This is a genomic window from Kitasatospora hibisci (assembly GCF_043950205.1).
Lineage (GTDB): Bacteria > Actinomycetota > Actinomycetes > Streptomycetales > Streptomycetaceae > Kitasatospora > Kitasatospora hibisci.
On record NZ_CP171642.1, the window covers coordinates 6183795 to 6198099 of the forward strand.

The following is a 14305-nucleotide window of genomic DNA, read 5'->3' on the forward strand; positions in this document are numbered from 1 at the left end:
GGTCGGTCAGCGGGCGTCGGTCAGCGTTCGTCGGTCAGGCCGAGGCGCAGGTGGTCGACGTGGTAGACCGCGTGGTCCAGCAGCGCGGCGACGTGGTCGTCGTGCAGGGAGTAGACCACCGAGCGGCCGTGGCGCTCGCCGACGACCAGGCCGAGGTTGCGCAGCAGGCGCAGCTGGTGGGAGCAGGCGGACTGCTCCATGCCGACGGCGTCGGCGAGTTCGGTGGCGGCCCGCGGCCCCTCCCGGAGCTGGGCGAGTATCAGCAGGCGGGAGGGGGTGGCGAGGGCCTGGAGGGTGTTCGCCACCTTGGCCGCGTTGGAGGCGTCCAGGCGCATCTGCGGCACGGCGTTCTCGGGGGCTGCGTGTCCCATGGGGGAATCCTACGGGGCCGGTCCGCGGCCGCTCCGGACGAAGGTCGCAGTGCGATCAACATATGAAAGCTTGTTCATATGTTCCTGTATGGTGGCGTCCATGCCCGCCACCCCTGCGTCCAGTGCCCTGCTCACCCGGCCCCCCGCACCCGCGGTCCCCGCGCCACCGCGACCGCGCCGCACCCGGGTGCTGGCCCTGCCGGAGGCGCGCTGGGCGGCCGTGGCCACCGCCGCCTTCCTGGCCGCGCTCGCGGTCCAGCTGCTCGGCGGCCCGGGCTGGGCCGCCGGCGCGCTGTACGCCGCCGCCTACCTGGCGGGCGGCTGGGAGCCGGCCCTCGCCGGGGTGGCTGCCCTGCGCACGCGGACCCTCGACGTCGATCTGCTGATGGTGGTCGCCGCGCTGGGCGCCGCGGCGATCGGCGAGGTGGTGGACGGCGCCCTGCTGATCGTGATCTTCGCGACCAGCGGCGCCCTGGAGGCGCTCGCCACGGCCCGCACCGCCGACTCCGTCCGCGGCCTGCTCGACCTCGCCCCCGCCACCGCGACCCGGCTGCGCGAGGAGGGCGGCGAGGAGACCGTCCCCACCGCGGAGCTGGCCGTCGGCGACGTCGTGCTGATCCGACCCGGCGAGCGGGTCGGCGCCGACGGGACGGTCCTGGACGGTGCGAGCGAGGTCGACCAGTCCACCGTCACCGGCGAGCCGCTGCCCGCCGCCAAGGCGGTCGGCGACGAGGTGTACGCCGGAACGCTCAACGGCTCCGGCGCGCTGCGGGTACGGGTCGGCCGGGACGCCGCCGACACGGTGATCGCCCGGATCGTCGCCCTGGTGGCGGAGGCCTCCGAAACCAAGGCGCCCACCCAGCTCTTCGTCGAGCGGATCGAGCAGCGCTACGCCGCCGGGCTGGTGACGGCCACCCTGCTGCTCTTCGCCGTCCCGCTCGCGCTCGGCGCCGAACCGGACGGCGCCCTGCTGCGCGCCATGACCTTCATGATCGTCGCTTCGCCGTGCGCGGTGGTGCTGGCCACCATGCCGCCCCTGCTCTGCGCCATCGCCAACGCCGGCAGGCACGGCGTGCTGGTCAAGTCGGCGGTGGTGATGGAGCGTCTCGGGCAGGTCGACGCCGTCGCCCTGGACAAGACCGGCACCCTCACCGAGGGCACGCCCGAGGTCACCGAGCTGCGCCCGCTCGACGGGGTGACGGAGGAGCACCTGCTCGCCCATGCGGCCGCCGCCGAGTACGCCTCCGAGCATCCGCTGGGCCGGGCCGTGGTCGCCGCCGCCCGCCGCCGCGGCCTGCCGCTCCCGGCGGCCGAGGGCTTCACCGCCACCCCCGGCGTCGGGGTGCGGGCGCTGGTGGGCGGATCGGTGGTCGCGGTGGGCGCGCCCGGCCCGCACCGCTCCCGGGGGCCGGCCGCCGCCCCGGTCGCCGAGCTGGAGGAGGCCGGCCGGACGGTGGTCGTGGTGCTGTGCGACGGCGAGCCGGTCGGGGTGCTGGGGCTCGCCGACCGGCCGCGCGCGCAGGCCGCCGCGGCGGTGCGCGCACTGGCGGCGCTGACCCGGCGTCCGCCGGTGCTGCTCACCGGCGACAACCCGCGCGCCGCCGCCAGGCTGGCCCGCGAGGTCGGCCTGACCGACGTCCGGGGCGGACTGCTGCCGCACCACAAGCTGGCCGCGGTGCGCGACCTCGCCGCCGGCGGCCACCGGGTGCTGATGGTCGGTGACGGGGTCAACGACGCGCCCGCGTTGGCCGCCGCGCACAGCGGCGTCGCGATGGGCCGGGTCGGCGCTGACCTCGCACTGGAGACCGCCGACGCCGTCGTCGTGCGGGACGAACCGGTCGCCGTCCCGGCCGCGGTGTCGCTCTCCCGGCGGGCGCGGCGCCTGGTCGTGCAGAACCTGGTGATCGCCGGGACCTGCATCGCGGTGCTGGTGGTCTGGGACCTGGCCGGTACGCTGCCGTTGCCGCTCGGCGTCGCCGGGCACGAGGGTTCCACCGTGATCGTCGGCCTCAACGGCCTGCGGCTGCTGCGCGAAAGGGCGTGGCGGCGGGCCCTGCCGCACGAGGCCCTGGGCCGGGAGGAGAGCTGAACCGATGAGCCGTCGGGACCGGGACCGTGAGCGGGACCAGACGCGTGGACGGGCCGGAGCCCCGGTGACCGTCACCGTCTGCCGGGGCTGCTGCTGCGGCACCCAGGAGAAGCACCCGGGCGTGGACCACGCCGGGCAGTTCGAGCGGCTGCGCGAGGCGGTCGGTTCGGCGGGCACCGTCCGGGCGGTGAAGTGCCTGGACGCGTGCGCGCACTCCAACGTGGTGGTGGTCGGCCCCTCCAGCGAGGGCCGCGCGGCCGGCGGCCGCCCGGTCTGGCTCGGCTGGGTGCTGGAGGACGACATGGTCGGGGAGATAGCCGAATGGGTGCACGCCGGCGGCCCCGGCCTCGCCGACCCGCCGGGCCTGCTCGACCTCCAGCTGATCAGCGTCTCCCGGCGGGTCCGGGACGGCCTCCCCGGCTGACCGGGGCCGCCTCGCGGACCACCGGCGGCCGCCGTCCGACCCGGCCCGGCCGGCGGGCCGGGGCACTACCATTTCCTGGGGCGCCCCGGCTCGGGGGGAATCACGACTTGACTTCCCTCCCCTCGTCCACGAGGGGACTCCCATCGGCCCACGGCCGACCGCCGCTTGCGCGGCGCGCCTCGCGACGCGGATGTTCCTGATTCCTCGCCGACCGCACCCGAGAGGACTCGGAATGGCTGACATCAGCTCCACACGGACATCGCCCGAGTGCTCCAGGGGGTCAGCGCACCGCCTCGGGCTCCTCGTACGAGGCGGATCCCCTCGTGCCGACGTGCCGGGCACGGCGGTCGGAGAGAGTCCCGTTCCACACCAGGCGCACACACCCGACCGTGCGACGCAGCACGGCCGCCTGCCCGGAGTCCGGGTGGGCCCGGTACTTGTACGCCATTCTCGCGGTGGTCACCTTACAGGAACTGCAATCATGTGCAGGACGTCTGACGGCATGTCGATGAATCACGTTCTCGGAGTCCACATTCCTCCCCGATCTGAGGGTCGGGGCGTCATTCGGAGGATCAGGTGACCACGGTCTGCCGCATCTGCGCGGGCACCGGCCGCACCGCCGGCCTCAGCTGCCGCACCTGCCAGGGCACCGGAACCACCGAGGTCGGCGGCGGGGGCGGCAACTGCTTCCTCTGCGACGGCACCGGCGTCTACGTCCGCTACCGGGTCGACGCGGCCGGCGCCAAGCACGCCTACCGCGACGAGATCTGCCGCACCTGCGACGGCACCGGCAACCGTGCGGCCTCCACCTGGGACGAGATCGCCTGACCCGGCGTCCGTGCGGTTCCCGCCGCCCGCTGGCCGCCTGCCGCCCGCTCGCCGCCCGCCGTTCCCGCCGCCCGACGGTGCCTCAGGTTCCCGGTCGCGGCGGACGATCGGGCCGCGACCGGTCCCGGGCGGGCGGCTTTGCCGGGGCATGGTCGAACATTGGTGCTCGACCGACCGGCGCGCCGGGGCTCGTTCACCGTACGTCCGTGTCCGGTCAACTCGCCGGTGGAAGAGTCCCGTCCATGGATATCCCCAACATGGGCGTGCCCGCGAAGCTCGCCGACCGCATGGGCATGGCCGAGCAGCACGAGTACCTGCGGGCCCGCTTCTCCCGCCGCCGGATGCTGCGGGCCGGTGCCGTCGGCGTCGGCGCCCTCGCGGTGGGCGGTGCGCCGGGCAGCGGCACCGCGACCGCCGTCCCGGCGTCCCCCCGGCTGCTGACCGGCGGCACCGCCGACGGCGTCGACGGCGCCCTGGTCGCCCCGATCGGCCGTCACCTCGCCTTCGGCCCCGAGCCGGACACCCAGTTCCGGGTCTCCTGGCAGGTGCCGGCCCAGGTCAAGAGGCCGTTCCTGCGCTTCGGCAGGCACCCGTGGGACCTCGGCCACAAGGTCCAGGCCGAGGTGCGCGCCCTGCACACCCCGGCGCTGACCCCGACCGGCCGACCGGTCGACCAGTACTACCTGCACGTGGCGCTGGAGGACCTCCAGCCCGACACCACGTACTACTACGGCGTCGGCCACCAGGGCTTCGACCCCGCCTCGCAGCAGGCGATCTCCACCCTGAGCACCTTCCGCACCGCCCCCTCGCGCGACCACCGCTGGGGCAAGGTCTACGAGCCGTTCACCTTCACCGCCTTCGGCGACCAGGGCGTCAGCTCCCACGCGGCCGGCAACGACCACGTCATCCTGGCCCAGGACCCGGCGTTCCACCTGCACGCCGGCGACATCTGCTACGCCGACCCGGCCGGCTCCGGCCAGGACTCCGACAGGTCGGTCTACGACGCCCGCACGTGGGACGCCTTCCTGGTGCAGACCGAGACGGTGGCCGCGAAGGTGCCGTGGATGGTCTCCTACGGCAACCACGACATGGAGGCCTGGTACTCGCACAACGGCTACGGCGGTGAGAACACCCGCTTCTACCTGCCCGACAACGGCCCCGACCCGCGGACCGTCCCGGGCGTCTACAGCTTCCGGTACAAGAACGTCGGCGTCGTCTCCCTGGACGCCAACGACGTCTCCTACGAGATCCCGGCCAACCTGGGCATCTCGGCGGGCAGGCAGACCAGGTGGCTGCAGCGCACGCTCAAGGACCTGCGCAGCGACGAGACCATCGACTTCGTCGTGGTCTTCTTCCACCACTGCGCCTTCTCCACCACGCACCAGCACGCCTCCGAGGGCGGTGTCCGCGAGGCCTGGGTCCCGCTGTTCGAGAAGTACCGGGTCGACCTGGTGATCAACGGTCACAACCACGTCTACGAGCGCACCGACGCGATCCTCGGCAACAAGGTCGCCAAGGCGGTGCCCAGCGGCGCCACCGTCGAGCCGGCCACGGACGGCGTGGTGTACGTGACGGCGGGCGCGGCCGGCCGCAGCCTGTACCGCTTCGACGCCCCGGACACCTACGAGGGCCACGAGAACCGTCTCGACTCGGTGGACACCTACTACTTCGCCAAGGGCGGCGGCAAGGTGGCCGAGAAGGTCGAGTGGTCGCGGGTCCGCTACACCGGCTACTCGTTCATCAAGGTCGACGTGACCCCCGCCCACGTGGGGGCGAAGTCGGCCATGAAGGTGACCGCGCTCGCCGAGGACGGCACGCAGGTGGACCACTACACGATCCTGCGCACGGTCGGCGAGGGCTGGGAGGGCGACCGCGACGACGACGGCGAGGGCGGCGGCTGGGGCTGGTAGCCCGCCCCGCGCGGCGATCCCCGCGGACCCCGGTGCTCAACGCCGAGCAGTGGTTCAGCGCCGGGGTCCGTACATGATCACCGAGACCCCGGCGAGGCAGACCAGTGCCCCGAGGACGTCGTAGCGGGTCGGACGGAAGCCGTCCACCAGCACGCCCCAGAGCAGCGATCCCGCCACGAAGACGCCGCCGTAGGCGGCCAGCACCCGGCCGAACTGGCTGTCCGGTTGGTGGGCCGCGGCGAAGCCGTACCCGCCGAGGGCGACCACCCCCAGCCCGGCCAGCCACCACGGCCGGGACTCGCGCACGCTCTGCCAGATCAGCCAGCAGCCGCCGATCTCGGCGAGGGCGGCGAGGGCGAACAGGACGGCGGAGCGCAGGACGGTCATGGTCGCCAAGCCTACGGACGGCCGACCACGGGCCGTGCCTCCGGGACGTACGGGCCGTCCCCGCGGTTCGGCCCGCGATCCTCCGGGACCGGGTCAGACCTGGCGGTAGGTGGCGAGGAAGCGCCCGATCCGGTTGATCGCCGTCTCCAGGTCGTCGGCCCGGGGGAGGGTGACGAAGCGGAAGTGGTCCGGGCGGGGCCAGTTGAAGCCGGTGCCCTGGACGACGTGGATCTTCTCCCGGAGGAGCAGGTCCAGCACGAACTGCTCGTCGTCGACGATCCGGTGCACCGCCGGGTCGAGCTTGGCGAACGCGTACAGCGCGCCCTTGGGCCTGACGCAGCTGACGCCCGGGATCTCGTTCAGCGCCTTGTAGGCCACGTCGCGCTGCTCGGTGAGCCGGCCGCCGGGCAGCACCAGGTCCTGGATGGACTGGTGGCCGCCGAGCGCGGCCTGCACCGCGTACTGGGCCGGGACGTTGGGGCAGAGCCGCATGCCGGAGAGCATGGTGAGGCCCTCCAGGTAGTCGGCGGCGTGCTGCTTCGGCCCGGAGACGACCAGCCAGCCGCTGCGGAAGCCGGCCACCCGGTAGGACTTGGAGAGGCCGTTGAAGGTGAGGGTGAGCACGTCGTCGGCGAGCGCGGCGAGGCAGTGGTGCTCGGTGCCGTCGTAGAGGATCTTGTCGTAGATCTCGTCGGCCAGGACCATCAGCCCGTGTCGGCGGGCGAGGTCGAGGATGCCCTCCAGCAGCTCCTTCGGATAGACCGCGCCGGTGGGGTTGTTGGGATTGATGACGACGATGGCCTTGGTCCGGGCGGTGATCTTGGCGGCGATGTCGTCGAGGTCGGGGTACCACTCCGCCTCCTCGTCGCACACGTAGTGCACCGCCTTGCCGCCGGCCAGCCGGACCACGGCCGTCCAGAGCGGGTAGTCCGGCATCGGGACGAGTACCTCGTCGCCGTCGTCCACCAGCGCGGTGACGGCCATCTGGATCAGCTCGGAGACGCCGTTGCCGAGGAAGACGTCGTTGACGGCGACCCCGGGGACGCCGCGCTGCTGGTAGTACTGCACGACTGCGCGGCGGGCCGGCAGGATGCCGCGGGAGTCGCTGTAGCCGTGTGCGTTGGGGAGGTTGCGGATGATGTCCTGGACGATCTCCTCCGGCGCCTCGAAGCCGAACGTGGCCGGATTGCCGGTGTTCAGCCGGAGCACGCTGTGCCCGGCCTCCTCCAGCGCGTTGGCGCGGTCGACCACCGGGCCGCGGATCTCGTAGCACACGTCCTTCAGCTTGTTGGACTGCCGAAACTCCATCTGTGGCCTCCCGACCGTCGCCCGCCGTCGCTGCTGCGCGCCGACCGGCACGCCGTCCTGGTTGCTTTGTTCTACCAAGTAACCACTTGGAAAGTCCAACCTTTTGGCTATGCTGATCCACATGTCACGCCGAAGCTACGAGCAGTACTGCGCCGTCGCCCGCGCCCTGGACGCGGTGGGGGAGCGCTGGAGCCTCCTGATCGTCCGTGAACTCCTGGCCGGTCCGCGCCGCTACACCGATCTGCACGCCGACCTGCCCGGCGTGTCCACCGACATCCTCGCGGCGCGGCTCAAGCAGTTGGAGGGCGAGGGCCTGGTGCTGCGCCGGCGGCTCGAACGGCCGGCCAACGCCACGGTCTACGAGCTCACCGAGCGCGGGGCGGCGCTCCGTCAGGTGATCGAGGCCCTCGGCGCGTGGGGCCTGCCGTCGCTCGGCGAGCAGCGGCCCACCGACGCCGTCCGGGCCCACTGGGTGACCGCGCCGGCCGCGCCGGCGGCGGGCGGGGCCGGCTAGGCGTGTGGCGGGACGCGCCGCCGGGTGGCCGCGGGCCCGCCGGGCCCTGCGCGTACGATCGTCGGGCCATGGAGAACACTGCGGAGAACAGCGCGCGCACCGCGCCCACCAGGTACACCGGCTACGCCAGTTACGTCGCCCTCGGGGACTCCTTCACCGAGGGCATGTGCGACGACGTCCTGCCCGACGGCCAGTTCCGCGGCTGGGCCGACCGGGTCGCCGGGAGACTCGCCGCCGAGCAGCCCGGCGGCGGCTTCCGCTACGCGAACCTCGCCGTCCGCGGCAAGCTCATCGGCCAGATCCACGACGAGCAGCTCACGCCCGCCGTCGCCATGGGCGCCGAGCTGGTCACCCTGGCCGGCGGGCTCAACGACGTCCTGCGGCCGCGCTGCGACATCGCCCGCGTCGAGGAGCTGCTCGGCCGCTCGGCGGCCGCGCTGCGCGCCACCGGTGCCACCGTGGTGATGTTCACCAGCACCGACCCGACCCGCCGGATGGCGGGCAGCGCCCGGCTGCTCCCGGCCATCCTGCGGATGAAGGCCTTCGTGCACGAGCTCGGCCAGGACCCGGGCATCGCGGTGGTCGACCTGTTCTCCGCGCCCTGCTTCGACGACCGCCGGCTCTGGGCCGACGACCGCCTGCACCTCTCGCCCGAGGGCCACCGCCGGGTCGCCGAGGCGGTGCTGGAGGCGCTCGGCCGCCCGGCCGGCTTCGACTGGCGCGCCCCGCTGCCGACCGCCGCCCCGCCGAGCCGCGGCGGGAAGCTGGCCGCCGACGCCCGCTGGGTCCGCACCCACCTCGGCCCGTGGATCGGCCGCCGCGTCACCGGCCGTTCCTCCGGTGACGGCCGCCCGCCGAAGCGCCCGGAGCTCGCCCCGTACCCGGGTGCGTGAGCCCTTCGGACCCGGTCCGGGTTCCCTGTGGTGGGCACCTGACGGGACGTCGTCGGGATGCGGGGGCTCCGCCGTCGGCGCGGTCGGGCGGCGGCGTCGAAGGAGCGGGCGGTCCGTGTGCCTCGCCCGGCCCTCGCCGTGCCTGACGGTCCGGCCCGGCCGGAGCAGCGGGATCCACGGGCCCGGCGACCCCTCTCGGCCCGAGCCCGAGCGCGGGCTGGTCCGGGTGACGGGGTCCGTCAGCCGCGGAAGAGGTTGTGTCCCACGTCGCTCGGCACCTCGTCCTGGTACGGGGTGCCGTCCGGGCCGGGTACGTGTTCGCCGGGGACCGGCTCGGAGCCCTCGCGGTGCAGCAGCACCACACCGTCCTCGGACCAGACCTGCCGGTAGCCGTGCGCCAGCAGCAGCTCGATCCGGGCCGCCTGCTCGCGGTCGGTCTTGAACGGGAACGCCCGCTTGTCGGAGCGGATCAGGACGTACTCGCGCCCGCGCGGCTTCTCGTCCACCAGGACGACGTCGGTCCGCGCGGAGAGCCGGGGCGCGGCCTGGTTGTCCGCCTCGACGCTCGCGCCGTCCGGGATCCGTTCGGCGCCGCGGAGCAGCGCCGCCTCACTCGGCTTCGGCTGCCAGTAGGCCGGGACGAACAGGTTGGCCGCTCCGAGCGGCAGCGCGGCCGCGACCGTCACGGCGGCCGCCGCCACCCCGAGCCGCAGGGTGCGTCCGCTCGTGTGCCGGCGGCCCAGCACCTCCACCGCCGCGACCAGCAGGATCGGCCAGAGGAACGCGTCGTAGTGGCGGGCGATCGACCAGTGGTTCGGATTGCTGGAGAGCACCCGCTCGGCCAGCAGCGGCACGGCGCAGAGCACCGTCGCCGAGCGGAGCGGGAGGGCGAACAGGGTGCCGAAGATCCAGAGCAGCAGCAGCGGCTTCAACGGGGCGTCGACGAGGGTGGAGACGAGGACGGTCGGGTCCCGGAGGATGTGGGCGAGGGCGTCGCCGCCGTCCGTGCCGAGCGACTGGTAGTTCCAGTAGTAGCCCGGCGCACCGCCCATCGCCGGGATCAGCAGGCCGATCGCGAGGGCCGAGGCGAGCGGCCCGCCGAGCAGCAGGCCGAGGCCCCAGCGAACGGTCTGCCGGCGCCGGCCCGGGTCGCCGTCCCGGCGGCCCCGCAGGATCAGCACCAGCCCGTACGCCCCGACCGCCAGCCCCAGGTCCTCCTTGGTGCAGCAGAGCAGCAGCCCGGCCAGCGCCGCCGTGCCGTGGCGGCGGGCCATGCCGCGCTCCAGCATCAGCAGGGTGAGCGGGACGGCGAAGGCCACCTCGTGGAACCCGCCGCGCGAGGCCACCAGCAGCGGCCAGCCCAGCCCGTACGCGAGCCCCGCCAGGTCGGCGGCGCGGCGGGCGGTGCGCGGCTCGGCGTCGGCGAAGCAGCGGGCCGCCACCCGGCGGATCAGCGGCACGCCGGCCGCGAAGCAGAGCGCCTGTCCGATGAGCAGGGAGCGCGGGTCGTCCCAGAGCCAGTAGAGCGGCGCCATCAGCGCGATCACCGGGGAGAAGTGGTCGCCGAGGAGCGAGAAGTCCGCCGGGAACTCGTGGTGGAAGCTCTTCAGCGAGGAGACCGGCAGGCCGAAGTGCGCGTAGCCGCGCACGCCCTGGTCGAAGATGCCGAGGTCGAAGCCGCCGAGCTGGAGGGCGGTCCACTGCTGGAAGGCGATGCCGAGGCAGACCGCGAAGCAGAGCAGGGTGAGGACGGCGGTGCGGGCACGGGGGGAGAGCCGCAGGGTCTCGGCGGGTGTGCCCGCGGTGCCCGCGGTGGTCGCGGTGGCGGGTGTGGCAGGGGGGTACCCGGTGCCCGGGGCTCCGGTCGGGTCCTCGATGTCCGGGTACGGCGTCACGTCGTGCCGGGACATGCCTGCTCTCCTCCAGCGGTTCGGTCGATCGGGTCGCTCCGGTGCTCCCGATCCCGTGCGGACCCGGACGGCACCGGCCGACCACACTAACCGACTGCCGCGACCGGCCCTCCGGTTCCCGCGGCCGCCCGGGCCCGGCCCCGGCCGGGCGTCCGTCTCGGTACGCTCTACCACGCACCATCGCGTCGTACGGAGGACAGGAACACAGTGACCGCGCCCGATCCCACGCCCGTCAGCCTGGTGTCCGACTGCGGGAGCTGCTTCGGGCTCTGCTGCGTCGCGCTGCCGTTCGCCGCGGGCGCCGACTTCGCCGTCGACAAGTCGGCCGGCACCCCCTGCCGCAACCTGCAGACCGACTTCAGCTGCGGCATCCACGCCCGGCTGCGCGACAGCGGGTTCCAGGGCTGCACGGTGTACGACTGCTTCGGCGCCGGCCAGCGGGTGTCCCAGGTCACCTACGGCGGCCGGAGCTGGCGAGAGGAGCCGCCGGGCACGTCCCGGATCTTCGAGGTGTTCCCGGTGGTCCGGCAGCTGCACGAACTGCTCCGGCACCTCACCGAGGCGCTCTCCCTCACGCCCGCCCGCCCGGTCCACGCCGAGCTGCGCCGTGCGCTGGCCGAGACCGACCGGCTCGCCGCAGGCACCCCGGAGGAGGTCCTCGCGGTGGACGTGCCCGCGCACCGGCAGGCCGTCGCCGAGCTGCTGCTGAAGGCGAGCGAGCTGGTCCGGGCCGGCGTCCCGCGCCGTCGTGAGCACCGGGGCGCCGACCTGTTCGGCGCCCGCCTGCGCGGTGCGGACCTGCGCGGGGCCAACCTGCGCGGGGCCCTGCTGGTGGCGGCCGACCTCGCCGGTGCGGACCTGCGCCTCGCCGACCTGATCGGCGCCGACCTCCGGGACGCGAACGTGGCCGGGGCCGACCTCACCGACGCGCTCTTCCTCACCCAGGCGCAGCTCGACGCGGCCCGCGGCGATGCGACCACGCGCCTACCGGCCGGGCTGACCCGCCCCGCGCACTGGCCGGAAGCGGCCCCGGCCGGCCCGGCGGCGGGATCGGTCGGCGGTACGGGCGCGGGCCGGTCCGCTGATCGGCGTTCCGGCGGTGGTGCGTCCGGGGGCGGCCGCCGGGCCGGCCGGGGGCAGAGCGGGTCCGCGAGCGGCCGCGGGCAGGCCCGGGACGGGCGCGGCGGGGGCCGTCCGCGCAGGCCCGGCCGGGGCTGACCCGGCTCTCGGCGGGAGCCTGCCGCGCGGGAGTCGGCCCGGCCGACTCCCGCGCAGGGCCTATGCCGAGAGCAGGCGGGCGTGCAGCCGGCCGATCAGCTCCTCGTCGAACCCCAGAGCGTCGGTGGCGTAGGCGCGGACCGATCCGTGGGCGGCCGCCAGGTCGGCGAGCGTGAGCCGGATCACCTGCTCGGGTGCCCGGCCGTACGACGGCCAGCGCAGCGTCCGCCCCGGGTTGGCGGCGTGCCAGTCGGCGACCAGGCGTGCGGTGACCAGCTCGGTGAGCGCGAAGTCGGCCGCGACGTCGTCCTCCGCGACCCCGAGCAGGGTGAGCACCAGGGCGGCGATCAGCCCGGTGCGGTCCTTGCCCGAGGCGCAGTGGAACACCACCGGCCGGTCGGCCGCGGCGATCAGCTCCAGGACCTGCCGGATCTCCGTGACACCGTCCGCGGCCACCTCCGCGAACCGGTCCGCGAGGTAGCGCCAGGGGTCGACGTCCGGGTCGATCTCCGCCTGGTTGTAGGGCCGGTGCTCGATGGACAGGTTGTGGTAGGCCACGCCCGCCAGCTCGGGGATCCGGCCCCTGCGGGCGATCTCCCACGGGTAGCGCAGGTCGATCACGGTCCCGATGCCGAGCGCCCGGAACCGCTCCAGGTCGGCGGGCGTGGCGAGCTTGCCGAGCGAGTCCGACCGGTACAGCAGGCCCCGGCGGACCGCCCGCTCGCCGGCGCCCCGGTACCCGCCGAGGTCGCGGAAGTTGAACGGGCCGTCGAAGATCGGATGACGTGTCATATCCGCACCCTAGAGGCTGCGTCCAGTCGCCGGGCCGGGAGCGGGAAGTCGGGCCTGCGGACCTCCCGCTCCGGGGGACTCAGCGCTGTTCGGGTGCGCCCACGACGGCCCCGAGCAGGCCCGGGAAGGCCTCGTCGAACTCCTCCGCGCGCAGCGCGTTCATCCGGGAGGTGCCGACGTAGTACTGCCGGATCAGCCCGGCCTCGCGCAGCACGTGGAAGTGGTGGGTGGCCGTGGACTTGCTGACCGGCAGGTCGATCGCGCCGCAGGCGAGGTCGCGGGGTGCGGCGTGCAGTTCACGGACGATCAGCCGGCGGACCGGGTCCACCAGGGCCTCCATGGCCTGCTGGAGTCCGACCGTCCGGACGTCGGGGTGCGGAGGGACGCGGTCCCGGCCGGTCCGCCGCGGTGGTGCCGCCGTCGGGTTCGCCTTCGTCGCCACGGGTGTTGCCGTTCCTGATGTCGCCGTCATCGTCCCGTCGTCCTCCCTGAGTGCCGTCTTCCCGTGGCCATCGTACGGCGCGGGCCGAAGTATGGCGATGGTCGAAGTATGCCGGGCGTCGAAGTTTGACAGCATCCGTACTTTGGGGTTGAGTCGGTTCCGTCGGCGCGGCCCTCCGGGCCGATTTCACCGTTGGGGAAGGGGAGTTGAACGATGGTCAGGACGGTGCGGTTCCACGGACTGGGCGGGCCCGAGGTGTTGCGGCTGGAGGAGGCCGGGATCGGCGAGCCCGGCCCGGGCGAGCTGCTGATCCGGGTCGACGCGATCGGCCTCAACCGGGCCGAGGTGCTCTTCCGCAGCGGCCGGTACATCGAACCGGTACGGGAGTTCCCTGCACGGCTCGGCGCCGAGGCCGCGGGGGCGGTCGAGGCGGTCGGCGAGGGTGTCGCGGGGTTCGCCGTCGGTGACGCGGTCAGCGTGGTGCCGGCCTTCTCGATGAACGACTACGCCGTCTACGCCGAGCGTGCGATCGTCCCCGCGCGGGCCGTCCTGCACCGGCCCGAGGGGCTCGACGCGGTCGGCGGCGCGGCGGTCTGGATGCCGTACGTGACCGCGTACGGCGCGCTGGTGGACGCCGGCCGGCTGCGCGCCGGGGACGCCGTGGTGGTCACCGCCGCCTCCAGCAGCGTGGGCCTGGCGGCCATCCAGATCGCCAACCGGGTCGGCGCGGTGCCGATCGCGACGACCCGTACGGCGGCCAAGCGGGACGCGCTGCTGAAGGCCGGCGCGGCCGAGGTGGTGGTCACGGCCGAGGAGGACGTCGCCGGGCGGGTGGCGGCCCTGACCGGCGGGCGCGGCGCGGAGTTCGTCTTCGACGCGGTCTCCGGCCCGGGGGTGTCGGAGCTGCTGGGCGCGCTGGCCCCGGGGGGCACGCTCTTCGTGTACGGCGAGCTGAGCGGGCGGGAGGGGCTGCTGCCGCCGCTGGCCCTGCTGGCCGGGCGCAGCATCCGCGGCTACACCCTGCACGAGGTCACCCGCGACCGCGAGAGCCTGGCCCGGGCGGAGGCGTTCGTCGCCTCCGGCCTGCGGAGCGGGGCGTTCGCACCCGTCGTGGACCGGGTGTTCGGGCTGGCGGAGATCGCCGAGGCCCACCGGTACATGGAGGCCGGCGAGCAGGTCGGCAAGATCGTGGTCACCGTGGACCACTGACGCCCGGGGC

13 protein-coding genes and 2 pseudogenes are annotated in these 14305 nt (G+C 74.3%); 8 read left to right on the forward strand and 7 right to left on the reverse strand.

What is annotated here, in order from left to right; all coding sequences use genetic code 11:
* Window positions 1-20: 20 nt before the first annotated feature.
* Window positions 21-371: an ArsR/SmtB family transcription factor gene (locus ACF9IK_RS27075; RefSeq protein WP_395296701.1), complete on the reverse strand. Its 351-nt coding sequence runs from the start codon at window positions 369-371 to the stop codon at window positions 21-23.
* Window positions 372-471: 100 nt separating this feature from the next.
* On the opposite strand from ACF9IK_RS27075, the gene ACF9IK_RS27080 reads away from it, so the two are divergent.
* Together ACF9IK_RS27080 and ACF9IK_RS27085 are read left to right on the forward strand one after the other, a co-directional pair.
* Window positions 472-2460, forward strand: a complete 1989-nt coding sequence (locus ACF9IK_RS27080) for a heavy metal translocating P-type ATPase (protein WP_395296702.1) — start codon at window positions 472-474, stop codon at window positions 2458-2460.
* A 4-nt stretch (window positions 2461-2464) separates the two neighbouring features.
* Complete coding sequence (locus tag ACF9IK_RS27085) at window positions 2465-2884, forward strand: (2Fe-2S) ferredoxin domain-containing protein (protein WP_395296703.1); 420 nt, start codon at window positions 2465-2467, stop codon at window positions 2882-2884.
* Window positions 2885-3164: 280 nt separating this feature from the next.
* Here the strand turns inward: ACF9IK_RS27085 and ACF9IK_RS27090 are convergent, their stop codons facing one another.
* The gene (locus tag ACF9IK_RS27090; protein WP_395296704.1) at window positions 3165-3347 is read right to left on the reverse strand and encodes a helix-turn-helix domain-containing protein; all 183 of its coding nucleotides are present in this window, start codon (window positions 3345-3347) and stop codon (window positions 3165-3167) included.
* A gap of 113 nt (window positions 3348-3460) precedes the next feature.
* Between ACF9IK_RS27090 and ACF9IK_RS27095 the strand changes: the two genes are divergently transcribed.
* Complete coding sequence (locus tag ACF9IK_RS27095) at window positions 3461-3712, forward strand: hypothetical protein (RefSeq protein ID WP_395296705.1); 252 nt, start codon at window positions 3461-3463, stop codon at window positions 3710-3712.
* A gap of 242 nt (window positions 3713-3954) precedes the next feature.
* A complete protein-coding gene (locus ACF9IK_RS27100; protein ID WP_395296706.1) occupies window positions 3955-5622 on the forward strand; it encodes a fibronectin type III domain-containing protein in 1668 nt (555 codons plus the stop codon).
* Window positions 5623-5676: 54 nt separating this feature from the next.
* Here the strand turns inward: ACF9IK_RS27100 and ACF9IK_RS27105 are convergent, their stop codons facing one another.
* On the reverse strand, window positions 5677-6009 hold the full coding sequence (locus tag ACF9IK_RS27105; RefSeq protein WP_395296707.1) for a YnfA family protein: 333 nt from the start codon (window positions 6007-6009) through the stop codon (window positions 5677-5679).
* A 93-nt stretch (window positions 6010-6102) separates the two neighbouring features.
* Window positions 6103-7317, reverse strand: a complete 1215-nt coding sequence (locus ACF9IK_RS27110; protein ID WP_395296708.1) for a pyridoxal phosphate-dependent aminotransferase — start codon at window positions 7315-7317, stop codon at window positions 6103-6105.
* Between the two features lie 121 nt (window positions 7318-7438).
* On the opposite strand from ACF9IK_RS27110, the pseudogene ACF9IK_RS27115 reads away from it, so the two are divergent.
* Together ACF9IK_RS27115 and ACF9IK_RS27120 are read left to right on the forward strand one after the other, a co-directional pair.
* Window positions 7439-7828 (forward strand): annotated as a pseudogene (locus ACF9IK_RS27115) (winged helix-turn-helix transcriptional regulator); the annotation flags it as partial.
* Between the two features lie 71 nt (window positions 7829-7899).
* Window positions 7900-8724, forward strand: a complete 825-nt coding sequence (locus tag ACF9IK_RS27120) for an SGNH/GDSL hydrolase family protein (protein ID WP_395296709.1) — start codon at window positions 7900-7902, stop codon at window positions 8722-8724.
* Window positions 8725-8963: 239 nt separating this feature from the next.
* On the opposite strand, the gene ACF9IK_RS27125 is transcribed toward ACF9IK_RS27120, so the two are convergent.
* Complete coding sequence (locus ACF9IK_RS27125) at window positions 8964-10634, reverse strand: DUF2079 domain-containing protein (RefSeq protein WP_395296710.1); 1671 nt, start codon at window positions 10632-10634, stop codon at window positions 8964-8966.
* Window positions 10635-10841: 207 nt separating this feature from the next.
* Here ACF9IK_RS27125 and ACF9IK_RS27130 point away from each other — a divergent pair.
* Window positions 10842-11651, forward strand: a pseudogene (locus tag ACF9IK_RS27130) (pentapeptide repeat-containing protein); the annotation flags it as partial.
* 261 nt (window positions 11652-11912) lie between these two features.
* Here ACF9IK_RS27130 and ACF9IK_RS27135 read toward each other — a convergent pair.
* Entirely contained in the window at window positions 11913-12644 is a 732-nt protein-coding gene (locus ACF9IK_RS27135) for a tyrosine-protein phosphatase (RefSeq protein ID WP_395296711.1), read from the reverse strand.
* Between the two features lie 79 nt (window positions 12645-12723).
* Window positions 12724-13086: an ArsR/SmtB family transcription factor gene (locus ACF9IK_RS27140; RefSeq protein WP_395296712.1), complete on the reverse strand. Its 363-nt coding sequence runs from the start codon at window positions 13084-13086 to the stop codon at window positions 12724-12726.
* A gap of 213 nt (window positions 13087-13299) precedes the next feature.
* On the opposite strand from ACF9IK_RS27140, the gene ACF9IK_RS27145 reads away from it, so the two are divergent.
* Window positions 13300-14295 carry a zinc-dependent alcohol dehydrogenase family protein gene (locus ACF9IK_RS27145; protein WP_395296713.1) on the forward strand — a complete coding sequence of 332 codons (996 nt, stop codon included), beginning with the start codon at window positions 13300-13302 and terminating at the stop codon, window positions 14293-14295.
* The last annotated feature ends 10 nt before the right edge of the window (window positions 14296-14305 follow it).